Below are 24,401 nucleotides of genomic sequence, written 5' to 3'. Positions count from 1 at the left end.
TACATGAATCCACTTACAAAACTAAAACAATTCTTAAAATATCCTATTAAGCTCATCATTGCCTACGCAATTCCGATCGTACTTTTGATCGTCTGCGTTTTCCAGTTATTTGTGCAGCCTACATTTTTGGATGCAAACGACACTGCCACGATGGACGCGATGTTAGACGGCTCAGGAAAGGAACCTAGATCCGGATTTTATTTCCAGGGCGGAGCAATTTCTCAGATGTTGCTGACCTCGGACATTTTAAAGGAACTAAAAGACGCTTCGATCCCTTCGGACTCCCAACCGGAAGATACCATTGACAGAATGGAAAGAGTGCTTCTCGGACAAAGGATTCAAATTCTATTTTATTGTTTTCTAATATTACTGTCTCTCTCTTCCATCGCTTCCTTAAAGTTTCGAGCATACTTTTATTCCTTCATGAATCGGGTGCTTTACGTTTTTGGACTGATTTACGGAATTTCCGTACTAACTGCGCTATTCGGAGCTTTGGGAAGATCTCCGGATTCAATGACTTGGGTATTTCCCGGAATCCTGATCTGCTTAGCATGGATTGTATTACTCGTGAATTTCGCAATTCGAATCGGAGAGCTTTTCAAAAAGGAAGAGGCAAATCGATTTCATACCTTGCATAATTTGGAGGAAGATGAAGCCGAATTTAGGACCGGAAAAAAAGCAGAAAGCGAATCCCTGATCGATGGCATTTTGCATTTCCTCGGAATCCTATTCTTAGGAATTCTAATTGGAAACCTCGTATACATTCCTTTATTCCTATTGCAAAAAAATTACGCGAGCCAGTTCGGAGCATTGTTATTAGGCGCAATTCTGGTACTTTCTGGCTTCTATGTCAGAAACTATTTGAGGCTCGGAAAAAGTTCTGAATTGGGAAAAACCGAAAACCTAATTTTAGGATTAAGCTATCTGCAACTTAGATTCGTAAGAAACTTTCTGTTTGGAACAATCGGCTTTCTTTTAGTGCTCGTATTTATAGTTCTAATCTTTTGGATATTGCTAATGAATATCTGGTCTTTAGAATCCCTGTTTCCATTCATCGAGGGTGGACAACACCTCTAATGCGTTCGCTCCAAACCACCAAATAAATGCTAAATGAGAAATGGAAGCGGCCATGAATCGCTTCCAGTTAATATATTTTCTGAAAGAAATGTAATTTCCTAGGTGGGTAATTCCTAATGCAAGAAACAGCGGCTCTTGTTTGGAATGTATCAGTGCGAGATAAAGACTAACGTAAACCGTCATGCAGAATAGAATCCAAGAAAATACAGTTTCTGCGGACATACCTCTATCCAAAGTTAGAGTCTCTTACATTTTTCTAGTTCAGTGGTTTCGCAAAGCTTTGCCCCAGTCGGCAAATAGAGAACTCTAGAAAGCAATTTTCCGTTTTCTGTATATACTTCTATCGACTCAGTTTTTCCATTAGGAAAATAGTAAAACCAAGATCGGACTTTATTGCCGTTCAAATAAGTACCGGAAAATTCTAATTCTCCATTCGGAAAATATTTCTGCCAAAAATCGGATTTGCGACCTTCTCGATAAAATCCTTTTAGTTCGAGGGCTCCTGAATGATAGTAGCGTTCAAAGGTGCCTTCCTCATTGCCTTCCTCCCCTAACCAAGCAGATTCCGGGCGAATTGGTCCTGGCCCATAGCTTTGCAAGATGTAGGGTTTTCCGTCCGGAAAAAACCATTTCCACTTACCTAGCTTCGCGCCGTGATTGTATTCACCTTCAGAAGCGACAGAGTCTTCAGTTCTCGCAAAAGTTTTGCAGACTCCGTGATATTGCTTGGTCTGATCTATCGGACAATCGGAATATAACTTTCCGTTTTCATAATATATTTTTTGTCTGCCGGCTTCTTCCAAAACATAGACATTTCTTTTTTTGTCATGTTTTGCATTCGCAGGAATTCCAGTAGGTCTTACTTCCGAATTGCAATAGAGAATTAGATTTATTAATCCGATAAGAATACTAGTGTGGATTCGAAACATGGACTTTTAATCGATCGTGAACTTTTTAGTAATTAAGACTTCGTCGTCTTCGTCCTTGACTTCCACCTCGTAATTTCCCTCTTCTTCAAAGAAAGAATCATCGTAATAGGTTTGGAATTTGTCCTTACTCTTTTTAAATTCCTTTTCCTGGACACTGATCTCTTCGCGATTGGAATCCACTTTGTAAATCAATACTTTGATTCGTTTGGGAGAGAACCAGCCTCCGCGCTTATAATAGATAAAAAAATCCTGTCCGATTGCAAAATGGTACTCTTTCTCGGAACTCATCTTGGAAATCCGTTCCGGAGTCATTTTTTCGACATCCATATAGATCTCGTGGCCAGAAGGCCAGATCCACCAGATAAGCAAAACGAATAGAACACCTCCAACAATTCGGAGCCATTTTTTATTGGCATTCGGCTCTTCGGTCCGAGCCTGTGTATATTCGTCGATTCTCATATAGTTGTTTATCCTGAAGAGACCATCCTTTTTGGGCAAATGTTTTTCCCGATAAGAACCCGACCTTTCTCCGGATCGGATCTCATTTTCAGAGACAGAATCTTCTTTCTCTTGATCAAGTGTGCCTTCCTTGGAACCAGATTCTTTCAATCTGCTAGAATCTTCCGGGACCTGCTCAAAGCTTTTAGCCTGCCCGGAAACTTTCCCTTTTTCGGCTTCTGATTCTCCTAAGGTTTTCTTGACTGCTTCTCCGGCAGCTTTCTGGAGAAGGTTTTTTTTGCGGTCGCGGTTAGCCAAGTTTGTACACCTCTTCTGTAAGCTGGAGATAGGATTTTGCAGCTTTATTCTTAGGCTGGTATTCAAACAAAGTCTGGTGCAAAAGATGAGCTTCCTCTACTGCAACCGAAGGAGGTATTCTAGATTCAAAAAGGTCCAAATGTTCGGAAATCATCGGAACTACGGTTTGAGACATCGTGGTCCTTGCCTGGAACATCGTCAAAACGCTGCCTAGAATTCTTAGCCCGGGATTACTTCGTTTCACAGTTGATGACTTAGCTTCTAAAATTGCCTCGATTCCATCGAGGGAAAATTTGGAAACCTGCAACGGAATGACTAAACCTGTTGCAGCAACAAACGCATTCATCGTCAAAAGAGAAAGACTTGGAGGGCAATCAATTATGATCCAATCGAAGGAATCTTTTACCGCATCCAATGCTTCTTTCAGCCTAAAAAACCCATCCATCTTTCCGGAAAGAAGGACGTCCACTTGGGAAAGCTTCGTGGACGAAGACAATAGCGAGAGTCTTGGAATCCGCGTTTTACAAAGTAGTTCTTTCACAGGCTTAGAATCGCTAAAAATTTGAAATACATCCTGATTGTCGGAACGATTGCATTCCGGAAAAATCGAACTAGCATTCGCTTGAGGATCCAGGTCGATGAGAAGTACATTGTCTCCTTTGTTCGCAAGACCTGCTGCCAAATGAATGGCAGTAGTGGTCTTTCCTACTCCGCCTTTTTGATTTGCTATACAAAGAGTCTGCTTCACAGAAAAAATCCGTTGCCCCCGAAGTCCTCGTTCACAGAATAACTCCATACGAACCCAAATTCGACCGGACAAGGAAAAAATTCCGCTTCGAAAACAAGAGGGAAAAAAAGGAGAATTCTCGTGCAATACGAAACAATCATAGGTTTGGAAGTACACGCCCAGTTAAACACCGAATCTAAAATATTCTCCCCAAGTGCTACCAAATTTGGAGCACCTCCAAACTCGCAAGTTTCCACAGTTTGCCTAGGGCTACCTGGAGCACTTCCAGTGTTGAACGAGGAAGCCTTGAACAAGGCAATTATGGCCGGATTGGCTTTCGGATCTAAAATTACTCTTCATACAAAATTCGATCGTAAGAACTATTTTTATCCCGACCTACCCAAAGGGTATCAGATCTCTCAATTCGATCGACCGATTTGCGTTGGAGGAAAAGTTTCTTTTACCGTCAAAGGTGAAGACAAGCCGAAATCAGTAAACTTGACTAGAATTCATTTGGAAGAAGATGCAGGAAAGTTAATACACTCCGCAGATTCCAATTTGCCTCAATCCTATGTTGACTTGAACCGAGCAGGAACTCCCCTAATCGAAATTGTATCCGAGCCTGAATTAAGATCTTCAGATGAAGCGTACTATTATTTGCTCTCTCTCAAATCTGTACTGAGATATATTCGAGTTTCAGATTGTAATATGGAAGAAGGATCGCTTCGTTGTGATGCGAACGTTTCCATACGGCCCGTCGGATCTGATAAATTCGGAACCAGAGTGGAAATAAAAAATCTTAACTCGTTTAAAGCAGTAAAAGCTGCGATCGAATACGAGATCGAGTGGCAAAGAGAAATATTATCTCAGGGAAAAACATTCCAGCAACAGACAAAACTCTGGGATTCCGCAACAAACAAAACAATTACGATGCGGACAAAAGAGATGAGCCACGACTATCGTTACTTCCCAGATCCAGATCTTCCTTCTGTGGTACTTACGACTGACACTGTCGAAAAAATACGTAAGACATTGCCCGAGCTTCCGGACGCAAGAAGAGATCGATTCATCCAATCCTTAGGATTGCCGAAGTACGATGCAGAAGTACTGACTGCAGAACGCGAAATTGCAGATTACTATGAAGACGCCCTCAAAGAATCCGGTGATCCAAAAAGAACCTCCAACTGGGTAAAGGACGAGGTGCTTGGAATCGTAAACAAAGAGAGCATTACGATTTCTGAATTTAATGTAGAAGCGAAGAGAATCGGCAAACTAGTAAAATTAATCGCTGACGGAAAGATTTCTGGCAAGATCGGAAAGACGGTTTTCGAAGAGATGCTTACTTCTAGCAAGGACCCGGATGCAATCGTAACCGAAAAGAACTTGGTCGTTGTTAAGGATGATAAAGAAATAGAAAGGATCGTAGACGAAGCGATTGCCGCAAACGAAGATGCAGTACAAAAATACAAAAGCGGTAAGGATCGTGCTCTTGGCGCAATCGTTGGTTACGTGATGAAGGTTTCTAAAGGAAAAGCAGACCCTCAAATCGTGAATCAGTTGCTCATCGACAAGCTGGGGCCTCTTCCGGAAAAGAAATAGAAACACTCGGTCCTTGGGCTTATTTCTCTTTCGGAGATACCCAGTAGTAGCGCAAATATTCTTCGTTTAACCGAAATCCGAATCCCTCGTAAAGTTTTCGGGCGGATCGATTGTCCGCAGCTGTTTCGAGGGAAAGCCCTTTGCCTCCGCTTCTTTTCACGGAAGCGCCCGCCTCTGCCAAAAGCTTTTTAGCGACTCCTGTTCTTCTCGATTCTTCTCTTACATATATGTCGTTCAATATATAATCTCTTTTTAATGAAAGCGAAGAGAATGTCGGATATAGTTGTGCAAATCCGAGTAGGCCTACCTGACCTTCCGCGACCAAAAGAATAGAGTCCTTATGCAAAAGTCTATCTTCTAAAAATCGCTTAATCACTGTTAGATCATGACTTACATGATAGAATTTATGATACAAGTCAAATAGTTCTGTTAGCTCGTCCAAATCTGATCGACTGGCCGCACGTATCGTTATGTTTGCAACTTTCGCCATTTGACTCCGTATTTTCTTTCAGAAAAATGAAAGGATAAATTCGATAAGAATACGCTTATTTATTTTAACCGAGTTTGCAGGTGACTTACAACTAGATTCCGAATAAAGAAATTTCCTGCAGATTCTACTTTCCGAAAAATCATTCCGCAAGAAAGGTCGGGCGTCTGGGTGCGAGTGGAATTTTTCACAAGCTCTAAATTTAAGCAAGGAATATCCTATTACTTATACGACATGAAATCTTAGAACAATCACAACCGGATCTAGTTGTTAGAACACTTGGTACAACTTTATTTTTCTAAAAGGGTGCGCTTAGCACCTTTGACTTTTTCCCTTTTCGCTTTACAAATGACTGGTGTTTGCGGTCTAAAAGGAGCGCCTGTGCCAATCATTTTCAGGAAAAGGATTTTTTGTAGGACCTCTTAAATTTCTAGCAGCGATTCTTTCTTTCGAAAAGCATCGGTTGCCCACCCATGAGCTTGACTGGACCAGGAGTCACTTTCTATTATGTCCCTTGGAATGGAAGATTTCGCCCACCTCCACCTTCATACTACCTATTCCATGCTGGACGGAGCAATCCGGATCAAAGAGCTAATGCAACATGTAAAAGAACTCGGAATGTCCTCGGTTGCGATGACAGACCACGGAAACATGTTCGGTGCAATTGAATTTTACAACGAAGCGGTAAAGGCTGGAGTAAAGCCGATCATCGGCTGCGAATTTTATGTTTCTCCGAACCGAAAGGCAGAAGTAGAAGAAGTGAAAATTGCAGATGGGAACGCTTACCATCTGATCTTATTAGCAAAAAACGAAATCGGATACAAGAACCTAATCAAACTTGCGAGCAAATCTTATACGGAAGGTTTTTACAAAAAGGCGCGCATCGACTACGATCTTCTTGCTAACAACAGCGACGGATTGGTTTGTTTAACAGCTTGCCTAGCAGGAGAAGTAAATCGAAAAATTTTAGAAGGCAAAGAGCCTGAATCACTTCAACTCGCTGGAAAGCTGAATGAGATCTTTCGCAAAGAAGATTTCTATCTAGAAATCCAAAACCACGGAATCCGAGAACAGGAAATTGTCGCAAAAGGCGCCTTTGATTTTTCTCAGAGAACAGGAATCAAGCTCGTAGTCACCAACGATTCTCACTTCCTCAAAAAATCGGATAAGGAAGCGCAGGATATCCTACTCAGAATCGGTATGCGGAAAACGATCGAGGACGAAATGGAATTCGGATTCAATCAAGAATTCTACGTAAAAAGTCCCGAAGAAATGAAGAGACTATTTCCGGAATTACCCCAGGCCTTTTATAATACATTAGAAATCCGTGATAAAATAAATTTAAAACTTCAGTTCGGCACGTATCTATTACCTGAATTTCCTGTACCTGAAGGTTTCGACGAATATACTTACATGGAAAAGTTAGTTTGGGACGGAATCCGTCAGAGATATTCCCAGATCACTCCAAGCATCAAAGAAAGAGTAGAATTCGAACTAGGCACGATCAAGAACATGAGATTTGCCGGTTACTTCTTGATCGTACAGGATTATATTAATTTTGCAAAGAAAAGCGGAATCCCTGTCGGTCCAGGTAGAGGATCCGCAGCCGGCTCGATCGTTGCCTATTCGCTCGGAATTACGAATGTGGAACCTCTTCAATTCAATCTTCTCTTTGAAAGGTTCCTGAATCCGGATAGAAAGGACATGCCGGATATCGATACCGACTTTTGTGTCGAGCGTCGAGAAGAAGTCATCAGTTATATTCGGCAAAAATATGGAGAAGATAAGGTAGGTCAAATCATCACCTTCGGCTCCTTAGGTGCAAAGGCGGCCCTGAAGGACGTGGCAAGGGTCATGAACCTTCCTTTCGAAGAATCCAATCGCATGACAGGTTTCTGCCCGAGCAAGCCTGGCATTACCATCGACGAGGCTCTGGATATGTCTTCGGATCTAAAGCAGGCGAGCGAGAAGGATGACTTACACAAAAAGATTTTTGCCATCGCTAAAAGGTTGGAAGGGAACTACAGACAACCCGGAAGACACGCAGCCGGAGTTGTGATTTCACCTTATCCGCTCGATACTGTGGTTCCTTTATCTACAGTTGCGGAAAAGGAGAAGCCAGGAGTTCGGTCGATCGTAACTCAGTATGAAAAGAATAACCTAGAAGCAGTTGGTCTGATTAAGATGGATATCTTGGGTCTAAAAAACCTAACTACCCTAGACCACGCCGTAAAACTTGTGGAATCCAGAAGAGGGGTTCATCTCGATCTGGATAAAATTCCGTTAGATAATCAGAATACATATGCATTATTACGAAAAGCGAATACTCTCGGAATCTTTCAGTTAGAATCTTCCGGTATTACAGATCTTGTAGCACGAAGTCAGGTGTCCAATTTTGATGAGATCGTCGCTTTGATTGCACTCTACAGACCTGGACCTATGGAATCGGGAATGTTGGAAGAGTATTTGGAAAGAAAAAGCGGCAGAAAGCAGATTTCGTACCCCCACTCTTCCTGCGAACCAATTCTGAAAGAAACGTTCGGCCTTACTGTATACCAAGAACAGGTCATGAGTATTTCTCGAGAAGTGGGCGGATACACAATGGGTGAATCCGACATGCTTCGTAAAGCCATGGCCAAGAAAAAGAAAGAGCTGATGGAACCTCTCCGCAAGAAGTTCATCGAAGGCGCTCTGCTAAAAGGTCATAGCCAGAAATTTGCCGAAGAACTTTTTGATCAGTTAGAAAAGTTTGGAGGATACGGATTTAACAAATCCCACTCGGTTGCTTACGCTTTGGTAACTTATCAAACAGCGTACATGAAGGCAAATTATCCGACAGAATACATGGCAGCCTTGCTCGCGGGCGATCACTCCAAAACTACGGACATAGTCAAATATATCAACAATGCACGTGAGATGGGAATTCGTGTGCTGACACCGGATGTGAACGAATCCGACGTTTCTTTCTCTGTGATCGATGAAACTACAATCCGTTTTGGTATCTCCGCAATGAAAGGAGTAGGAGAAGGTGCCGCAGAAAACATCATACAATCCCGAAGAAAGATCGGTGGATTCAAAGACATCAAAGATTTTATCCTAAACATAGACACTCGAATCATTAACAAAAAAGTTTTCGAAGCTCTTGTCCAAGGCGGTGCTCTAGATTCTTTCGGCTATACTCGTAAATGTCTCTTTGATTCTCTAGACAGCCTTGTATCTTTTGCTCAAAAAGAGCAAGCGCGCTCCGCAGAAGGACAGTTCTCCTTGTTCGGAGAATCCACTCTCTCCTACGAACTGAACCTGCCTAAACAAGCGGAAGAATGGGAGATGGAAGAGAGATTGAGAAGAGAAAAGTCCGTAACCGGAATCTTTCTCTCGGGACATCCGCTCGATAAGTACGAAGGTCACCTTCGTAGTTTAAATAATACTGAAATAGAAAGACTAGATAATGTTAAAGCGGGAAGTAAGGTAGAAGTTGCCGGTGTGATGACCACACTAAAAGTGCGTTTCACAAAGAAAAAGGAAGAGTTCGTCAATTTTAAACTAGAAGACAGGACCGGTGAAATCGAGTGTGTAGCTTTCCCAAAAATGTACCAAAAGTTCAAAGAATTTATTCGCGAAGATCAGGCAGTCTTTATTAAGGGAGATCTAGACCGAATCGAAGCCGGCGAATCTGAACTGAGAGGACAAATCAAGGTCAACTCGATCGAAATCTTAAACCAATCTACAATAGAAGATAAAATGGAAAAATCTCTTCATATTCGATTGGAAGATAAACACAGACAAATGCCTGACGTAATCAATCATTTGAATACATTACTTTCTGCTTATAAAGGAAGCTCAAACGTGTACTTTCATATTAATTTCGAAAACCAAGAAAAGAAAGTGATTCGCGCTCACGATTATTTCTCAGTGCAACCGAACCCTGAGTTAATGTCTAGACTCGTCAGTCTTTTAGGAGAGGATACAGTTTACTATAGTTTCGGGGACAATATCAGGGCTTACAAAACTGCTCCGAAAGCTGGAGCAAAGATTTAGCGGATTCTAGTAACGTAAAATGTAAAGCTCTTCTCGCTTAAGTTTCCCCGGAAGTCCCAAGCAAGGATCTTGATCGTATTTTCTCCGTTTCTAAAATCGAAATCCCCTAGGTAATACTGATTTCTATAATATAGTTCTTTAAACCGAAATCCTTCCGGATTCTTCCATTCGTTTTCTTGATAGTTCAGTTGAGAAAAACTCGCCTTTCGGGCAATTTCCCCGTTAAGACTTACCTGAATCTGAGAAACACCCCGCCTTTGTCCTGGCTTCTTCCCGGCATCCTGAATACCGATTGTTATGGGAAAGGCTTTGGATATATTGATACTATCTCCGTCATTGATTTGGGTATATTTTTCTTCCACATGCACTAGCAGGTTTCCGATCTGGGGAGGTTCCGGGTCTTCAATTTCAGGAAGGAACTTCATCGGATCTAAAATCGCCTGCCCAAAATCCTTAAGTACAACAAAGTGGAGGTGGGCTCCGCTGGAATGACCAGTATTTCCGGTATTTGCGATCTTCTCCCCGGCACCTACAAGACGTTCGTCGAGCAATCCGGAACCCCTACCGTCTTTTAAGTGATAATAGGCAGTATACGTTCCGTCCCCATGGTCCAGCCAAATTGAGTTTCCGGTGCCAAACTCTTCACCGAAAGGGTCATCCTCCGTGAATCGTGAATATAGAACCCGTCCCTCGGACATAGCCAAGACCGGTTCTCCGTTGGAAGCGATATCCATTCCATTGTGAAAATGGTCCCCTCTTGACTCACCAAACACTGATGTGATTTTCCCTTCAATTCCTTCGGTTTTCACCGGGAACAAAAAATTTATTACTTTATCGTTTTCCGCGAAAGTGCTTAGATGGAACGCGGCCAAGATCAGTACAGGTATGGAAATTCTTCTCATTCCGGAATGTGCTCTGGCTTAAGGTTTTATAAAGAATGAATTTGTCAAAAGATAAAACCCTCGACCTTGTGACTCGTTGTGGCGAGGGAGATGAAGAGGCATTGAAATTGTTTTTCGAAACCTACTCGGAGGACATTTACAATTTCCCAATGAAAATCTTCCATTTGAGTGAAGATGATGCGGGAGACTTTTTTTTGTATGCCTTCGAAAGGCTAAAAACCGGGGCTCGCTTTTCCAGCTTCAAAGGAAAATCAAGTTTTCGCACCTGGTTCTATTCCGTGCTGCGGAATATGCTGATTGATTGGCAAAGAACGAAACGTGAATTAAAAATAACGAATTTAGGCAAAATCAATAAAGAAGGAAAAGAATACGCTACAATCGAAGACGAGCCGGACCACAGGCCCGATTTAATAGAAGAAGCTTGGGAATTAACTAAATTATTCCACCAAGTTTTAGGAGAAATCGGAGTAGAGAAGCGGGTCATTTTCAAACTTTCTTATATATACTATCTCAACCTAGACGAAGAGGAAATACAGTATCTTGTTTCAAAAACAAACTTAAGCGCAGAAGAGCTTAAGAATAAGATTATGTCATTGAGATCCGACCTTTCCAAAAGGGAAGAAGAGAATATTCGGATGGAAGACAAGATCACTTCTCTCTATCTAAACATTTTGGAGTTAAAAGAAAAACAGCTGATCGCCGAGAAAAAGCCCCCAATCCTCCCTCAAGAGGTGGATAAGACTTCTCAGGCACTAAGGAAAAAATACGATCAGCGTAAAAAGCTCTTAGAAAAGCGCAAAAAAGGGCATTTCTTAGCTAGAACACCATACAGAGAAGTAGCAGATCTACTGGGTATTACCGAGGGGAATGTGAGCGTAACATTGCTCCGCCTGATCGAAAAAATACAAAAAAAACTCAATTTTTCCGAGTTGTACGAGTAGTTCTTATCGTCATAAACCTTATTGGAGCGTCGCACGCAAATGGAATCCAAACGCGAACCAGGTCAGAATTTTGAGCTTTCCCAAGCTCTGTTTGAAGGGAAAGAGAATGCTCTGTCCGGAATCGATAAAAACCCGAACCTATTGAACGATATGATTCAAATGGAAGAAGCTTTGCAGGCTGCAATTGTATCAGCTAGTGAATCTTATCTAGAATCAGCTTCTCGTTCTCACTCTTTTTCCTCTTTTCAGGAAGACTTAGATCTGCAAAAGGCCGAACTTACCGAAGGATGGAAAGTAAAAGACTTTCCAGAGTATCTGAAACGATACGTTGCAATCGAACTGTCTCGTAAAGAACAAGGAAAAGAGTCCATCGTAGTAAAACTCGGAAAGTCCGGAGCTAGACTTTTCGACAGCTTGGTCGAATCTTTGCAAATCAACACTCGAGTGGACTATGCCCCAGCGATGAGATCTTCTGCTTCTAAAACTCCTACTGCATCGGAGTTTATTGTTTTTGAAGAAAAGGTCGAAGACGACTGTAAGTTCACGTATCAGGTCGTTCAAGAAACGAACGATACTGCTTACTTAAGTGTTAAAATTGAAAGTCCTAAAACGGAAGCTTTTCAAAGAGTGAATCTTTCCAAAGACGGTCGTTTTATTCTTTCGAATCAATTCAATTCCGAAGGCATCACAAACTTCTCCGGATTGCGCGAAGGCAAATACACCGTAGAATTCCAGGGAAAAGACTTGTCTAAATCGATAGACCTCTTTATCCTCTTGGATTAGATATTTACTCAATAAATTTCCCCTCCCTTAAGGGATCGGTTCCGGTAAGAGCGGGGAAATTGTGAGTTTTATATTTACCAACAATGCTCAACCTAATCATAGACAGAGTCGGATCGGTAAACGTATTTAATATTCTGGATAGCTCCGGGAGCGGTTCAGAGTCACATCTTCAATCCTCTATGGACGAAGATCTGATCATAGAGTATATTAAGGAAATTGAAAATTTAGTAAGAGTTTCCAACGCAATACACCAAAAATCCTCGAAGCACCAAACCCTCGAAACAGACATTCTTCACGAATTAAAAATTCTCGGAGAAACTTTCTACGACCAATTCTTTCCGGCGCCGATCCAAGAAAAACTCAGACTAACCACCGAAAAATATCTGCATTTTAATATAGATCCTAAGTTGGGCGTAATTCCGTGGGAGCTCCTACATGATGGAATTTGCTTTTTATCTGATAAGTTTTTCATAGGCAAAACGGTTCGCGGAGAATCTCACGGGGGTGCATTCAAAGAGAAGGAAAAACTTAGAATGCTGATCATCGCAGATCCGACGGAAGATCTCGAATGGGCACAGAAAGAAGGGGAGCAGTTATTCAAGGTTCTAAGTGAGAAAGTTCCTACTTCGAGACTAGAAATCGAATTTATCGGTGGTCGCCAAGTCACCAAGTTAAAGCTGCTTTCCTTGATAAAAGGAAAGAATATCATACACTATTCCGGACACCTTTACTTTTCGGATGATCCACTTGAAAACGGTTGGTTGATCTCCGAAGGCAAAATTCTGAAAGCTCGAGAAATCAAGAATTCCGGCTTCAACACGGACATGGTATTTTCCAACTCTTGCCAATCGAATAAAAGTACGACCGTTACTTTGAATTCGGATCTGATGAATAACTTTGCAGGATCTTTCCTGATGTCTGGGATCAAAAGTTTTATAGGAACGAATTGGGAGATCGCAGACAATCAGAACACCATCGATTTTACGATACAGTTTTATACGAACTTATTTACCGACAAAAGCGTCGGAGAATCTCTCTTCATGGCAAAGGAATTTGCACGGAGAAACTATGATCCGAGTGATCTGACCTGGACCAACTACTGTCTCCATGGGCAACCGAACATTCGAGTGACCACCGATCCAACCAAGGGCAAACCGGTTCACAAGATCATTAATCCTTCTCTTATTTTCAAATTCTATCCTACACCGATCGCTTCTTCTTACTATCTGTTCACTGAGCAGCAAAAAGAAGAATCTTTGAACTCTTTTCAACTGATGGAATATTTGATCCAGGCTTTCGAGAATTTCTCGAAAGTCATGGGCGGAATTTTATTCAGTGATCACCAGAACAGAACCTTAGGAAAATTTATCCCGAACAATCCCGACGATGCATATGAAATCAATCGCTGGTGGGAACTGATATTTCAATGCTTGCACGACTTCCGAAAACTGGAGATTACACCGGTGATCACCGATTTGCAGGAGATCCTCTTCGCTAACAAAGATACGATTCAAAAAATGATCAATTGGATCGATTTTTACTCCAAGGGACAAATACAGCCGGATTCTGCAGACGGTTATCTGATTACTTTTCAGTATTACTTCGAAAATCTGCTCACTGAATTGGAGGAATTAGAAAGAGTAAGCATCTTCTTAGTATCATCTAATTCGAATAATCATTTATTCTTTAAGGGAATAAAGACGGAATCCGCCTTGGTTGCAGCTCCTAAAATAAAGCAGGACTTTGTGGGAGAGCAGATCGAAAAGTACCGCGGAAAAGTGATCGTGTTTCACGAAGAAAGACTTCAGATATTTCCTTTAACATGCAATATTATTGAAAATCCGGAAACAAAAGAATTGGAGCTTTCCTTTCCCGGATTTAAACCTTCTATCGTCAAAAATCTACCTCACGGGGGATTCTGACCAAGTTGGGTCTCTGCCAACCTAACTCAAAAGCCCCGGTCTCTTGTGGCGCTTGCTGTGGAATCTTTAATTTGCAACTGAATTCAAATGAATTCAAAAACTTGCTGCACGAAAGAACCGTGCAATTTAGAAATTCCGTCGATTTCAAAAAGCCTTATACTATGGCTGAATATCGAAAGCAAAGGGAATCTTCAGAAAACAATATTCCGAGAAAAGACCCTCTTACATACAATTGTCCTTTTCTAGGAATCCTTCCTGGTCATGAAGAGGATGCTACTTCGGATCGTGCCAGTCTGCGCGCAAGGATCGGTTGTATGATTCATCCGATTTATAGTGGAGATCCTAAAAGTCAAAATTACTCTTTTTACGGTGCTTCTATTTGCCAGACGTATGATTGCAGAAACAAAGAAAGAAGTACTTCGGATCAATGGGAAGTTATATTTTCCGAAATCGCTTCGGACACTTTCTCCTACTCTAGTCTCGCCTCTGATTATAAAACAATAGAACTGATAGAAGGCTATCTGAAAGAACAAAATATTCCGGAAACGGAGTGGTTCGAACGATACCGAGATTCGATCAAAGGAATCCTCAAAAGAAAGCTAGAGCTCGGCGTCGCAAAGTGGAATACTTCTTTTGAATTGGAAATGGAATCACCACCGCCGATTTCCTTTGCTGACCGATTGAAATTATGGTTGGGAGAAATCCCGGAATTAAAAAGGAACCAGAGCCTTGTCTAAGGAATAGTTCCTATTTCTAAAAGTGTAAAGTTTGAAAGCTTAATTTAGAGTGATGTTTAGGCCGAAGTACCATTTGACTTAGAAGGCTTGCCTCCCTTATCTTTCGTAGCTACTTTCTTAACTTCTTCTACCTTGGTGTTGACTTGACCGGTCAAACCTTCCACTGAGCGAAGCGCATCTTCGATATAGCGTCTTAGATTTGTCGCGACTTCTCCTTGGTCTTGAGCACCCTTATTTGCCAGCTCTTTGAACTCTTTTTCCACTTTCAAAAGTATGCTGTCCGCCTGTTCACGAAGGGTTTTTGCAGCACCGATTGCAAAGTTGAGAGCTTCTTTGATTTCTTTTTCCATGTTACTTTCCTCTATGTAAGGACGAATACATCCAAGCGTTCGTATTTCAGCCGATGCTCGAGCTTTTAGTCTTGCATAAGCCGAAAATTCCTGATCTACAAATCATTATGCGTCGCACAAAAACTTGTCAAGTCTCTTTCCGAATCCGATTTTACCTGAAATAAAAAAGGAGCAGCTAGGCTGCTCCTTTTAAACAGTAAGTCTATTTCTTATTTACTAAACTTTCGGTCCGAAAGCCGTAAAATCAAAATCCTTCGAGCCTTCTGCGTACTTCTTGAAATTATCAATGAACATTTGTGCCAATTGATTGGAAGTTTTGTCATAAGCAGCTTTATCTGCCCAAGCAGCTCTTGGATCCAGAATTGCAGAGTCCACACCTTCTACGGTTTTTGGATATTCCACTTGAAAGACTGGGTGTTTTACGAACTCGGCTTTATCGATATTACCGTTCATGATCTCATCGATAATTTTACGAGTAGACGGAAGGTTCATACGCTTACCAACTCCGTACGCTCCTCCTACTAATCCAGTATTCATCAAGTAGGCACGCACGTTATGCTTCTTCATTTTTTCGCCGAGCAGTTTTGCGTAAACGGTCGGATGAAGAGTCATGAACGCTGCACCGAAGCAAGCGGAGAAAGTAGCGGTAGGCTCTTTCACTCCACGCTCAGTACCAGCGACTTTTGCAGTATAACCTGACAAGAAGTGATACATCGCTTGCTCGATCGAAAGACGAGAAACAGGAGGCAGAACTCCGAAAGCGTCATACGTTAAGAATATGATTACTTTTGGATGATCGCCCTTTGAAGGAACCTGAATATTCTTAATATGATAAATCGGATAAGAAACTCGAGTGTTCTCAGTCTTTGCAGCAGAATTATAATCGACTGCCTTTGTCTTTTCATCAAAGACTACGTTTTCCAAAAGAGCATCTCTTTTGATCGCTTCGAAGATATCCGGTTCAGTCTTGGGATCCAAATTGATGACTTTTGCGTAGCATCCGCCTTCGATATTGAAGACTCCGTGGTCATCCCAACCATGCTCGTCATCGCCGATCAGCTTCCGATGCGGATCAGTGGAAAGGGTAGTTTTTCCAGTTCCGGAAAGACCGAAGAAGAGAGCTGTATCTCCGTCCTTACCGATATTTGCGGAGCAATGCATGGAAAGAATTCCCTGAAGTGGAAGGCGATAATTCATTACTGAAAAAATACCTTTCTTCATCTCTCCACCGTATTCCGTTCCGCCGATGATGCAGATTTTTTTTGCAAGATTGAAAATTACAAATACATCCGAATTCAATCCGTGTTTCTTATAATTTTCGTTTTTTACACCGCAGGCATTGATGATCGTAAATTCAGGAAGGAGATTAGCCAGCTCATCTTTGCTTGGGCGCAAAAACATGTTCGTGCAAAAATGGTGCTGCCATGCTTTTTCCGAAACCACGCGCAGGCTCATTCTTGTTTCAGGATTCGCTCCGGCGTATCCGTCAAACACGTACAGTTTCTTGCCATTTAAGTAATTAATACATTTTGCATACAGTTCTTCGAAAACGTCCGAGGAAACTTTGAAGTTGATATGAGACCACCAAATATTGCTATTGGAGGAAGGTTCATCTACAAAGTACTTATCTTTCGGTGATCTTCCGGTAAAAATTCCGGTATCTACCATCATAGTTCCGTTCGAAGAAAGAACGGTTTCATTATTCGCCTTTTCGTGTTCGAAAATTTCGTCGTAAGATAGGTTATGAAAGACTTCTGAGGGCTCTAATCCGAGCTCCTTTAGTCCCTTAACTTGCGTTTGGACCGGCATCTGGCTCTCCTTGTTGTTCGAATTTCAATTATTTTAGTAGAAAGTGTATAGTCAATTCGGTTCCGACCAAATTCCACTTAGGAATTCGATCGGACCTTATATTCTGTCTCTTAAACGATAGAATTTCGGCCGAATTCGGCCCACGGAATGCTTTACTGCTGTTGATCTTGGTAATCTTTACGATTTCCGCGCTCTTCGCCTTGCATTTTTTCTCCGCGGTTTCCACGGTCTTGGTAATCTCGACGATTTCCTCGGTCTTCACCTCGATCCCCTCTTTCACCGCGATCTCCACGTTCACTTCTTTCGTTTCTGCCTTGGCGATTGTCTCTATCTCGGTCGCCTTTTTCGCTGCTTCCGTTGGAATTCGCTTTCGTAAAGATCATCTTACCTGCGGCAGTTTGGATGATGGAAGTTACTGTTACCTTCACTTCTTTTCCAACCAGGTGACCACCATTTTCGATTACCACCATAGTACCATCTTCAAGATATCCGATACCTTGGTTCTCATCCTTTCCTTCTTTGATCACCTGAATTCCGAGTTCTTCTCCAGGAAGCACAACAGGTTTGAGCGCATTTGCTAGGGTGTTCAAATTGAGAACTTTTACTCCCTGCAATTCTGCAACTTTGTTCAGGTTAAAATCGTTCGTAACGATTTTGCCTCCAGTATCACGAGCCAGTTTGATCAACTTGGCATCGACTTCGCGAGTTTCGGAATAATCTTTATACGTGATTTTTACTTCTATGGAACCTTTTCGCTGGAGCTTGTTTAACATCTCCAAACCGCGACGGCCTCTGGCTCGTTTGATCGGATCCGAAGAATCGCTGATCAGCTGAATTTCGCGCAAAACGAAATTGGGAAGAATTAGAGGTCCGTCGATAAAATGTGTATCAGCAATATCTAATATTCTACCGTCGATAACGACTGACGTATCTAAAATTTTATCGCGAACTTCGTCTTTATTCACGCCCATTCCGAATGGGTCCAATGACTGATGCCCACTTCCGCCACCGAAAATACCCAGTCCTGGCTCCTTTGCAAATGCCACTCCCACTTGGGAGCCGAACAGTCCAAAAAGTACATACAGAGCTAGATTAAATTCTTCGAATCGAATGATGGATCCTGTAAACCAAGCAATTGCTAGTCCAAGCAACGCGCCCACTGCAGCACAAAAAATTACATCTGCACGGAACTTAGGAAATAACTTGGATTCACCTAAAAGCAAAACTAAAGATACAACGAATACTAGCCCAGTAATAGAACCGGATAATACAAGGTCCTGTGTCTGTTTGTGGGTCACAAAAAATGACAGCGAGGAAAGTAGGACGGCGGTTAGGCCTTTATATAAATATACCATAACTCAAATCCTTATGATAGACTCGAGTTTAATCGGAATTATTCTTCTTCTACTACTGCAGCAGCAACGACCTTCTCTCCATTTGTGAGAGAACTGGCCAAAACATCCGACACAAGGTTTCCCGCTTCTTCTTGGGTTACGCCCTTGCTCAAGGCAACTTCCATTTTTACTAGGTTGTAAGCGCTCTCATACAGCTTCCGCTCCATGATAGAGAGCTCCTTACCGTTTGCCCTGCGGAATAAATTCCTACATACATCTGCTACTTCAAATATCGAACCGGATTTGATCTTATTCAGGTTATTCTGGTATCTGATCTTCCAATCTTCTTCAGTATCAATCTCATCCTTCTTGAGAAGATTGATTACCTTTTTGATGTCCTTTTTGTCGATAATCGGTCGGATACCCACCTGCTTTGCTTTATCGACGGGAATCATCACCTTCATCTTGCTACCTTGGATTTCCATCACGTAGCATTCTTTCTTTTTTCCCAGGATAACTTTTTTGGCGATCTCGGTGATTTCCCCCACGCCGTGGATCGGATAGACGACGTAGTCGCCTACTCCATGCTCGTAGCCAGATTGTTTCTTTTTGCTAGCCAATTAGGTATTAAGACTTCCGTTAAAACTCTGCTCAAAAATATAGCACATTTTGAGCCGAAGTCAAGGAAAAAATGAGTTTGGACTAGATTCCACTTTCATAGGAGTACTTTCAAGATTTAGAATTTTGCTTTGTGCAATTTTGAACCGTGAAACACCGGATCATTCAAAGGTCGAATCGCCTCGAGAGCCTGCACCGCCTCACTCTTTTCGTAGAAGTATCCTACAAAAAGTTCGCCTTGCTCGGAACGGAAAATTCTCCCCTGGAATTCAGGATGAGCTCTCAGCAATTTTTTCCCTGCTTCCATCGCTTCCACTGAATCAGAAGTTGGAACGGAAATGAAATAGCTGTCCTTGCTTTCGAGAGCAGGGTATTTTAATGAGTTCCCTGAATTTCCCTGGCCAGCGGTTGCGAGGTTTTCGGATTTTGCCGAGCCGGAATCTGCATTGGATTCTGAAGAATTCGAATTCTTCCATTTTCCTGTATTATAAAATGATTGAGTTTCGTTTTGTGCAAATGCCTGTTCCTTTTGGTCGAGCCTTAATCCGACAACCACTCCTCCCGTAAAAATGGAAATCGCTCCGATTAGTACGATAAAAATGGATCTTGAGCTTGGAAATGACCGAATGGGAGAAAGGCTTCCTCGAACATGTTGAATCGTCTGAACCGTGTGCTGGGACTCATTTCTAGTCCCCGCTCGGTTTGGCGATTGCTTCAGCTTTCGGGAATAATCTATATTTTGCATATTGTTTCCGACCGTGGAGCAAATTCCAGATACGGAAAACTACTCCTTCTATAGTATCGGCTAAACCGCCCAAATTTCGGCGTTGAAAATACGCGAGAAGACCTGCCAAAATGAAAAAAGCCGGGGGAAAACCCGGCTTTTTCTGGATTTGAAATCTGAAAAAAAAATTATCCGACTAAGTAAAGCAAAGGGAATAAGTAAATCCAGATTAAATCCACCACGTGCCAGAACAGGCCCACTCCTTCTACAGGTGTGTAATATTCAGGTCCCACTTGATTGCGGATGGTCTTAATCAACACCCAGAAAATCAGGAATGCTCCGATCAAGACGTGCGCTCCGTGAACTCCTGTCATTATGAAGTAAAATCCAAAGAACAAAGGCCAGTTCTTTGTATCGTTCAAATGGCGTAAGTGAGTGTATTCATGCTCATCCATATGAAGTTTGTGTTCACGCTCTTGAGCACCTAATTCAGTCGCTTCTTTTACAAGCGCAGCCACTTTCGTAGTCGTGCGAGTATCATCGGTATATGCATATTTTCCAGGAACAGTTCCTACATGGAATTTATGCGAATACTCAAAGTATTTCACAACCATAAAGATCATAGCGCAGATGATCGTGGCAGTTAATGCGATGATAGCTTTTTTCTTTAAGCCTCTTTGCACATAATTGATTCCGATCGCCATCGTAAACGAACTGAATAGTAGAACCACAGTGTTTACGGCGCCCAGAGGAATAGAAAGTTGCTTACTTCCTGCATGGAATACCTGAGGATACAGCGAATGATAAATCGCGTATGCCACAAATAGTCCGCCGAACATTAGAATTTCAGTAACAAGGAATAACCAAATTCCTTGTTTTGAAGACTCGTATTGGTGGTCAGCGCTCTCGAAATGGTGAGCGTGGTGAAACTCCGCGTGCTCAGCGGTATTCATATGGTCCCCCTGTTACTACTGGAGTTTTTTCAAAGTTTTCATGAGTTGGTGGAGAAGCGATTGTCCACTCTAAAGTTTTTCCTCCCCAAGGATTCTCAGGAGCTTTTTCTCCTTTCAGTAACCCGTGGAAGATAGCAATCAAGCCGACTACGAATCCGGATCCGATAAACCAAGAACCTACCGTAGACATCTGATTCAAACTGGTAAATTCAGGCAGATAATCAAAATATCTGCGAGGCATTCCCATAGAACCTAAGATGAACTGTGGATAGAATGTTACGTTAAATCCAGTAAAGATCAGTGCCCAAGAAATTCTTCCGAGCAGATCACTTGGCATTTTTCCTGTGACTTTTGGAAACCAATAAAGAAGAGCTCCCATGAACGCCATCAAGGTTCCTCCCACCATTACATAGTGAAAGTGAGCCACCACGAAGTATGTGTCGTGGAAGTGAATGTCCATACCGGTCGATGCCAAGAATACTCCTGTCAAACCACCGATCGTGAACAAGAACATGAATCCGATCGCAAAGAGCATCGGTGCATCAAGTCTTACGGATCCTTTATACATCGTAGAAATCCAGTTAAACAACTTAATGGCTGTAGGAACTCCTACGAGCATCGTAAGGAAGGAAAAGAGAAGTCCCGCAAATTCGGATTGTCCCGAAACGAACAAGTGATGCCCCCAAACCAAGAAGGACACCGCAGCTATCGCTAGGGAAGAGTAAGCAATCGCAGTGTAACCAAAAATCACCTTTCTGGAGAAGGTCGCGATCAATTCGGAGATCACACCCATTGCAGGTAATATCATGATATATACAGCAGGGTGAGAATAGAACCAGAAGAAGTGCTGGAACAGAATCGGGTCTCCACCTAGAGCAGGATCAAAGATACCAACGCCCAAAGTCTTTTCTGCGATCAATAGAAGTAATGTGATCGCAAGTACCGGAGTAGCCAATACTTGGATAATCGCAGTTGAATAGAGCGCCCATACCATGAGCGGGATACGGTTCATGGTCATTCCAGGTGCTCTGAGCTTATGCGTGGTTACGACAAAGTTCAAACCCGTAAGAATTGAGGAGAATCCCATAATGAAAACTCCCAGCACCATCGGAATTACTCCCGCTCCTGTCTTCAAAGAAGAGTATGGAGTGTAGAAGGTCCAACCGGTATCGACTTGTTTCATGAAAAGTGCAGAGGCAGTCACCGCAGCACCGATCATAAAAAGATACCAGCTCGCCAAGTTTAGTTTTGGGAACGCAACATCTTTTGCGCCAATCATGATCGGAAGAACAAAGTTCCCGAAAATGGCCGGAATCCCCGGTACGATCACCATGAAGACCATCACGGCTCCGTGATAGGTCATGATTCTGTTATAAGTATCCGCGCTAAAAAGAGTCTCCCCTGGAGAGAAAAGTTCAGCGCGAATCAATAGTGCGAAAATTCCACCTAACAAGAAGAAGGTAGAAATCGCGATGAAATACATGATACCGATCCGCTTGTGATCGATCGTAGTGAGCCAGGACCAAAGTCCTTTCTCGTGATTTAGGTAGTTGTCCTCTGCGACACCTGTTGCGGCATGCGACATTCTCCGTTCTCCTATTTCAGTGTCTTAAAGTACTCGATGATATTTTGAATATCTTCGTTTGATAGTTGGCCTTGGAAAGAAGGCATAACCGGCGGAAATCCTTTCACGACTTTGGCGTTAGGCACCAGAATCGATTGTTGGATGTAATTGTCATCAGCAGAACCAGCCGATCCGTCCGCAAATTGCTTCTTGGATCCATAGATTCCTTTGAAAGAAGGACCTACTCGAGGAGTTCCATCTACCGTATGGCAGCTGTTACATCCTTTGCTATTATATAAAGCCAATCCTTTGTCTGCTGGAGTTGCGCTTAGAGAAGCTTTCAATTTCTCCTCTTCTGCGGTTTTCCAAGCTTGGAATTCTTCGGAGCCAACCACTCGGATCGTAGCCATCATATTGGAATGCGAAGTTCCACAGTATTCTGTACAGAAAACCGTAAAATCTCCTTTTTGAGTCGGCTTGAAAGTGAAAGTAGTTCTTCTTCCCGGAACCACGTCCATTTTGTTACGGAAGGCAGGCACATAAAAACTGTGTAACACGTCCACCGATGTCATCACCAAACGAACTGTCTGATCTACCGGGACTGTAACGATTGCAGGCTTAAGAAGTGTAGATTTAGCAGTGTCGCTCTCGAAATGGTCACCGCTCGGACTCGTGATACTGATTCCATCTTGGTATTGGAAAGCCCAGCTCCACTGTCTTGCAGTCACGTGAATTTCTACATCTCCTTTTACTCCGGTTTTACGCAGATCACTCAGAACTGCCCAACCCCAAAAGAAGATAGCAAGTAGAACGACTAATGGAACGAAAGACCAAATAAATTCCGCTAAAGTGTTATGAGTAATATAAGCAGTCTTATCATTCTCTGTTTTTCTTCTATACTTGAAGATGAACCAAGTCATTCCACCGATGAGGATAACAAAGGATATTAGGCTCGAAATAAGTAAGAATGCATAAAGATGATCTACACCCACTGCCTCCTTACTAGCCTGGACCGGCATAAAGCTAGTCGCTGTAAAAATATGGTTCCAGTTCATCGGCTAGAAATCTCTCCTTTCCATTTATACGTTACTGGTCGTTTTTTGTTTTTTCCAAAATTGGAATAAGAAAACTGAAAGGGCAAGAATTGTTACCAAACCGCCCAATTGCATGATATTGTATGCGTATAATGTATACCTATTTTTGGATGGATCAAATTGGAAGCAAAAAAGGGAAACCTGGTCGGTCAAATCTCCGATTTTACCATTACTTGCTTCCACTAATGATAAACGAAGAGTCCTTTGATCAAATTGGATCCCCTTCAGGTATCTCGCGATTCTTCCTTCCGGAGTAATAATATAAGCAGCGGAAGGATGGGCCCATTGTTCAATTTCAGGATTCCACTTATAGGAAAATCCGAGGCTATCCGCGAGCTTCTTAATTTCCTGTTCGGTTCCGGTCAAAAAACTCCAACCGCTACCATCACCGCGCCCGTAATCTTTCACATAGGCTGCTTTTTTTAATTTTGCTAGTTCTGGTTTTTCTTTTGGATCAAAGCTTACGGCTATATAGCGAAATTCTTTACCTACTTCCCACTTGAGTTCCTTCAGAACATCTGAGATCCCGTTTAAATGAAAATTGCATAATGTAGGGCAGCGAAAATAAACGAGGGTAAGTAAAACTGGCTTTCCGTCTTTAAGATAATCTCCGATCTTTACGGGCTTACCTTCTTCATCCAAGAAGTTAAGATTAGGATCGATAGAATCGCCCAATTTTTCTTCTAAACCTACTCCTTCTAACTCGTTAGGTTTTACGTGGGCGGGAAGTTCTCTTTCCGTATCATAGGAATAGATGGGCAGAGCTAACAGGATGAGCATTTGCAAAATCATCAGGAAGATAATTTTGCGTTTTGAATTTCTTTTTAGTTCCACAGGTAAATTCCGCGAGCGCAAATTACCTTTTCTTTATTTTGTCTGAGAAGACTCTTGGCCAGGGACAGGTTTATTGTAGTCCTTTACTCCTGTTCCGAAAAAAGAAAGGTAAACAAAGTAAAGAATATTTGCAGTCAATATTACGATAAACGTCCAAAATCCAGGTTTGTTGTATTGATCGTTCTTGCTCATGAAAAGGAAAACTCCTAGTGAATCAGAAGGA

At 42.2% G+C, this 24,401-nt stretch carries 23 protein-coding genes; 7 read left to right on the top strand and 16 right to left on the bottom strand.

Going from position 1 to position 24,401, the window contains the following annotated elements; genetic code table 11:
- The first annotated feature begins 3 nt into the window (after positions 1–3).
- Positions 4–1,077: an LIC_10230 family protein gene (locus CH373_RS01710; RefSeq protein WP_100712193.1), complete on the top strand. Its 1,074-nt coding sequence runs from the start codon at positions 4–6 to the stop codon at positions 1,075–1,077.
- Here CH373_RS01710 and CH373_RS01705 read toward each other — a convergent pair.
- Genes CH373_RS01705 through CH373_RS01690 form a run of 4 tightly spaced genes read right to left on the bottom strand, consistent with a single transcriptional unit; the run spans position 1,033 to position 3,510 of the window.
- Positions 1,033–1,299 carry a hypothetical protein gene (locus CH373_RS01705; RefSeq protein WP_100712192.1) on the bottom strand — a complete coding sequence of 89 codons (267 nt, stop codon included), beginning with the start codon at positions 1,297–1,299 and terminating at the stop codon, positions 1,033–1,035. The two genes, CH373_RS01710 and CH373_RS01705, sit on opposite strands and share 45 nt — an antisense overlap.
- 14 nt (positions 1,300–1,313) lie before the next feature.
- A complete protein-coding gene (locus CH373_RS01700) occupies positions 1,314–2,006 on the bottom strand; it encodes a toxin-antitoxin system YwqK family antitoxin (protein WP_100712191.1) in 693 nt (230 codons plus the stop codon).
- A gap of 6 nt (positions 2,007–2,012) precedes the next feature.
- Positions 2,013–2,762, bottom strand: a complete 750-nt coding sequence (locus CH373_RS01695) for a hypothetical protein (protein ID WP_100712190.1) — start codon at positions 2,760–2,762, stop codon at positions 2,013–2,015.
- Entirely contained in the window at positions 2,755–3,510 is a 756-nt protein-coding gene (locus CH373_RS01690) for a ParA family protein (protein WP_100712562.1), read from the bottom strand. Before CH373_RS01690 ends, CH373_RS01695 begins: the two co-directional genes overlap by 8 nt.
- A gap of 114 nt (positions 3,511–3,624) precedes the next feature.
- Here CH373_RS01690 and gatB point away from each other — a divergent pair, with 114 nt between their 5' ends.
- Complete coding sequence (gene gatB / locus CH373_RS01685) at positions 3,625–5,088, top strand: Asp-tRNA(Asn)/Glu-tRNA(Gln) amidotransferase subunit GatB (protein WP_243393241.1); 1,464 nt, start codon at positions 3,625–3,627, stop codon at positions 5,086–5,088.
- Positions 5,089–5,107: 19 nt separating this feature from the next.
- On the opposite strand, the gene CH373_RS01680 is transcribed toward gatB, so the two are convergent.
- A complete protein-coding gene (locus CH373_RS01680) occupies positions 5,108–5,578 on the bottom strand; it encodes a GNAT family N-acetyltransferase (protein ID WP_100712188.1) in 471 nt (156 codons plus the stop codon).
- 516 nt (positions 5,579–6,094) lie between these two features.
- Here CH373_RS01680 and dnaE point away from each other — a divergent pair.
- Entirely contained in the window at positions 6,095–9,613 is a 3,519-nt protein-coding gene (gene dnaE, locus CH373_RS01675; protein WP_207761432.1) for a DNA polymerase III subunit alpha, read from the top strand.
- Here dnaE and CH373_RS01670 read toward each other — a convergent pair.
- The gene (locus CH373_RS01670; RefSeq protein ID WP_165778756.1) at positions 9,610–10,515 is read right to left on the bottom strand and encodes a M23 family metallopeptidase; all 906 of its coding nucleotides are present in this window, start codon (positions 10,513–10,515) and stop codon (positions 9,610–9,612) included. The genes dnaE and CH373_RS01670 overlap by 4 nt on opposite strands.
- Positions 10,516–10,550: 35 nt before the next feature.
- Here CH373_RS01670 and CH373_RS01665 point away from each other — a divergent pair, with 35 nt between their 5' ends.
- From CH373_RS01665 to CH373_RS01650, 4 genes are all read left to right on the top strand, one after another.
- A complete protein-coding gene (locus CH373_RS01665; RefSeq protein WP_100712186.1) occupies positions 10,551–11,456 on the top strand; it encodes an RNA polymerase sigma factor in 906 nt (301 codons plus the stop codon).
- A gap of 39 nt (positions 11,457–11,495) precedes the next feature.
- Positions 11,496–12,239, top strand: coding sequence for a hypothetical protein (locus tag CH373_RS01660; RefSeq protein ID WP_100712185.1), 744 nt, complete (start codon positions 11,496–11,498; stop codon positions 12,237–12,239).
- An 83-nt stretch (positions 12,240–12,322) separates the two neighbouring features.
- On the top strand, positions 12,323–14,161 hold the full coding sequence (locus tag CH373_RS01655) for a CHAT domain-containing protein (RefSeq protein WP_100712184.1): 1,839 nt from the start codon (positions 12,323–12,325) through the stop codon (positions 14,159–14,161).
- Positions 14,162–14,232: 71 nt separating this feature from the next.
- Positions 14,233–14,898: a hypothetical protein gene (locus tag CH373_RS01650; RefSeq protein ID WP_207761418.1), complete on the top strand. Its 666-nt coding sequence runs from the start codon at positions 14,233–14,235 to the stop codon at positions 14,896–14,898.
- Positions 14,899–14,954: 56 nt separating this feature from the next.
- On the opposite strand, the gene CH373_RS01645 is transcribed toward CH373_RS01650, so the two are convergent.
- The 10 genes from CH373_RS01645 to CH373_RS18615 form a co-directional block, all read right to left on the bottom strand.
- Complete coding sequence (locus CH373_RS01645) at positions 14,955–15,248, bottom strand: phasin-related domain-containing protein (RefSeq protein WP_100712182.1); 294 nt, start codon at positions 15,246–15,248, stop codon at positions 14,955–14,957.
- A gap of 216 nt (positions 15,249–15,464) precedes the next feature.
- Positions 15,465–17,057: a phosphoenolpyruvate carboxykinase (ATP) gene (gene pckA / locus CH373_RS01640; protein WP_100712181.1), complete on the bottom strand. Its 1,593-nt coding sequence runs from the start codon at positions 17,055–17,057 to the stop codon at positions 15,465–15,467.
- A gap of 152 nt (positions 17,058–17,209) precedes the next feature.
- Positions 17,210–18,412 (bottom strand): PIN/TRAM domain-containing protein, encoded by a 1,203-nt coding sequence (locus tag CH373_RS01635; protein WP_100712180.1) that lies wholly within the window; start codon positions 18,410–18,412, stop codon positions 17,210–17,212.
- A 38-nt stretch (positions 18,413–18,450) separates the two neighbouring features.
- Complete coding sequence (locus tag CH373_RS01630; RefSeq protein WP_100712179.1) at positions 18,451–19,011, bottom strand: CarD family transcriptional regulator; 561 nt, start codon at positions 19,009–19,011, stop codon at positions 18,451–18,453.
- A gap of 116 nt (positions 19,012–19,127) precedes the next feature.
- Positions 19,128–19,754, bottom strand: a complete 627-nt coding sequence (locus CH373_RS01625; protein WP_100712178.1) for a hypothetical protein — start codon at positions 19,752–19,754, stop codon at positions 19,128–19,130.
- A 167-nt stretch (positions 19,755–19,921) separates the two neighbouring features.
- A complete protein-coding gene (locus tag CH373_RS01620; protein WP_100712177.1) occupies positions 19,922–20,686 on the bottom strand; it encodes a cytochrome c oxidase subunit 3 family protein in 765 nt (254 codons plus the stop codon).
- Positions 20,673–22,271 carry a cytochrome c oxidase subunit I gene (gene ctaD / locus CH373_RS01615; RefSeq protein ID WP_100712176.1) on the bottom strand — a complete coding sequence of 533 codons (1,599 nt, stop codon included), beginning with the start codon at positions 22,269–22,271 and terminating at the stop codon, positions 20,673–20,675. Before ctaD ends, CH373_RS01620 begins: the two co-directional genes overlap by 14 nt.
- A gap of 11 nt (positions 22,272–22,282) precedes the next feature.
- On the bottom strand, positions 22,283–23,305 hold the full coding sequence (coxB, locus tag CH373_RS01610) for a cytochrome c oxidase subunit II (protein ID WP_207761417.1): 1,023 nt from the start codon (positions 23,303–23,305) through the stop codon (positions 22,283–22,285).
- A gap of 24 nt (positions 23,306–23,329) precedes the next feature.
- Positions 23,330–24,136, bottom strand: a complete 807-nt coding sequence (locus tag CH373_RS01605) for an SCO family protein (RefSeq protein WP_100712559.1) — start codon at positions 24,134–24,136, stop codon at positions 23,330–23,332.
- 75 nt (positions 24,137–24,211) lie between these two features.
- Entirely contained in the window at positions 24,212–24,370 is a 159-nt protein-coding gene (locus CH373_RS18615) for a hypothetical protein (protein ID WP_165778755.1), read from the bottom strand.
- Positions 24,371–24,401: the final 31 nt, after the last annotated feature.

The organism is Leptospira perolatii (assembly GCF_002811875.1).
Lineage (GTDB): Bacteria > Spirochaetota > Leptospiria > Leptospirales > Leptospiraceae > Leptospira_B > Leptospira_B perolatii.
This window is presented reverse-complemented; position numbering and strand designations above follow the sequence as displayed.

Bases quoted from the DNA above. Each gene is read 5' to 3' on its own strand.
- CH373_RS01710 (WP_100712193.1), top strand. From the start codon at position 4: ATGAATCCACTTACAAAACTAAAACAATTCTTAAAATATCCTATTAAG.
- CH373_RS01705 (WP_100712192.1), bottom strand. From the start codon at position 1,299: ATGTCCGCAGAAACTGTATTTTCTTGGATTCTATTCTGCATGACGGTT.
- CH373_RS01700 (WP_100712191.1), bottom strand. From the start codon at position 2,006: ATGTTTCGAATCCACACTAGTATTCTTATCGGATTAATAAATCTAATT.
- CH373_RS01680 (WP_100712188.1), bottom strand. From the start codon at position 5,578: ATGGCGAAAGTTGCAAACATAACGATACGTGCGGCCAGTCGATCAGAT.
- dnaE (WP_207761432.1), top strand. From the start codon at position 6,095: ATGGAAGATTTCGCCCACCTCCACCTTCATACTACCTATTCCATGCTG.
- CH373_RS01670 (WP_165778756.1), bottom strand. From the start codon at position 10,515: ATGAGAAGAATTTCCATACCTGTACTGATCTTGGCCGCGTTCCATCTA.
- CH373_RS01665 (WP_100712186.1), top strand. From the start codon at position 10,551: ATGAATTTGTCAAAAGATAAAACCCTCGACCTTGTGACTCGTTGTGGC.
- CH373_RS01660 (WP_100712185.1), top strand. From the start codon at position 11,496: ATGGAATCCAAACGCGAACCAGGTCAGAATTTTGAGCTTTCCCAAGCT.
- CH373_RS01655 (WP_100712184.1), top strand. From the start codon at position 12,323: ATGCTCAACCTAATCATAGACAGAGTCGGATCGGTAAACGTATTTAAT.
- CH373_RS01645 (WP_100712182.1), bottom strand. From the start codon at position 15,248: ATGGAAAAAGAAATCAAAGAAGCTCTCAACTTTGCAATCGGTGCTGCA.
- pckA (WP_100712181.1), bottom strand. From the start codon at position 17,057: ATGCCGGTCCAAACGCAAGTTAAGGGACTAAAGGAGCTCGGATTAGAG.
- CH373_RS01635 (WP_100712180.1), bottom strand. From the start codon at position 18,412: ATGGTATATTTATATAAAGGCCTAACCGCCGTCCTACTTTCCTCGCTG.
- CH373_RS01625 (WP_100712178.1), bottom strand. From the start codon at position 19,754: ATGCAAAATATAGATTATTCCCGAAAGCTGAAGCAATCGCCAAACCGA.
- CH373_RS01620 (WP_100712177.1), bottom strand. From the start codon at position 20,686: ATGAATACCGCTGAGCACGCGGAGTTTCACCACGCTCACCATTTCGAG.
- ctaD (WP_100712176.1), bottom strand. From the start codon at position 22,271: ATGTCGCATGCCGCAACAGGTGTCGCAGAGGACAACTACCTAAATCAC.
- coxB (WP_207761417.1), bottom strand. From the start codon at position 23,305: ATGAACTGGAACCATATTTTTACAGCGACTAGCTTTATGCCGGTCCAG.
- CH373_RS01605 (WP_100712559.1), bottom strand. From the start codon at position 24,136: ATGATTTTGCAAATGCTCATCCTGTTAGCTCTGCCCATCTATTCCTAT.
- CH373_RS18615 (WP_165778755.1), bottom strand. From the start codon at position 24,370: ATGAGCAAGAACGATCAATACAACAAACCTGGATTTTGGACGTTTATC.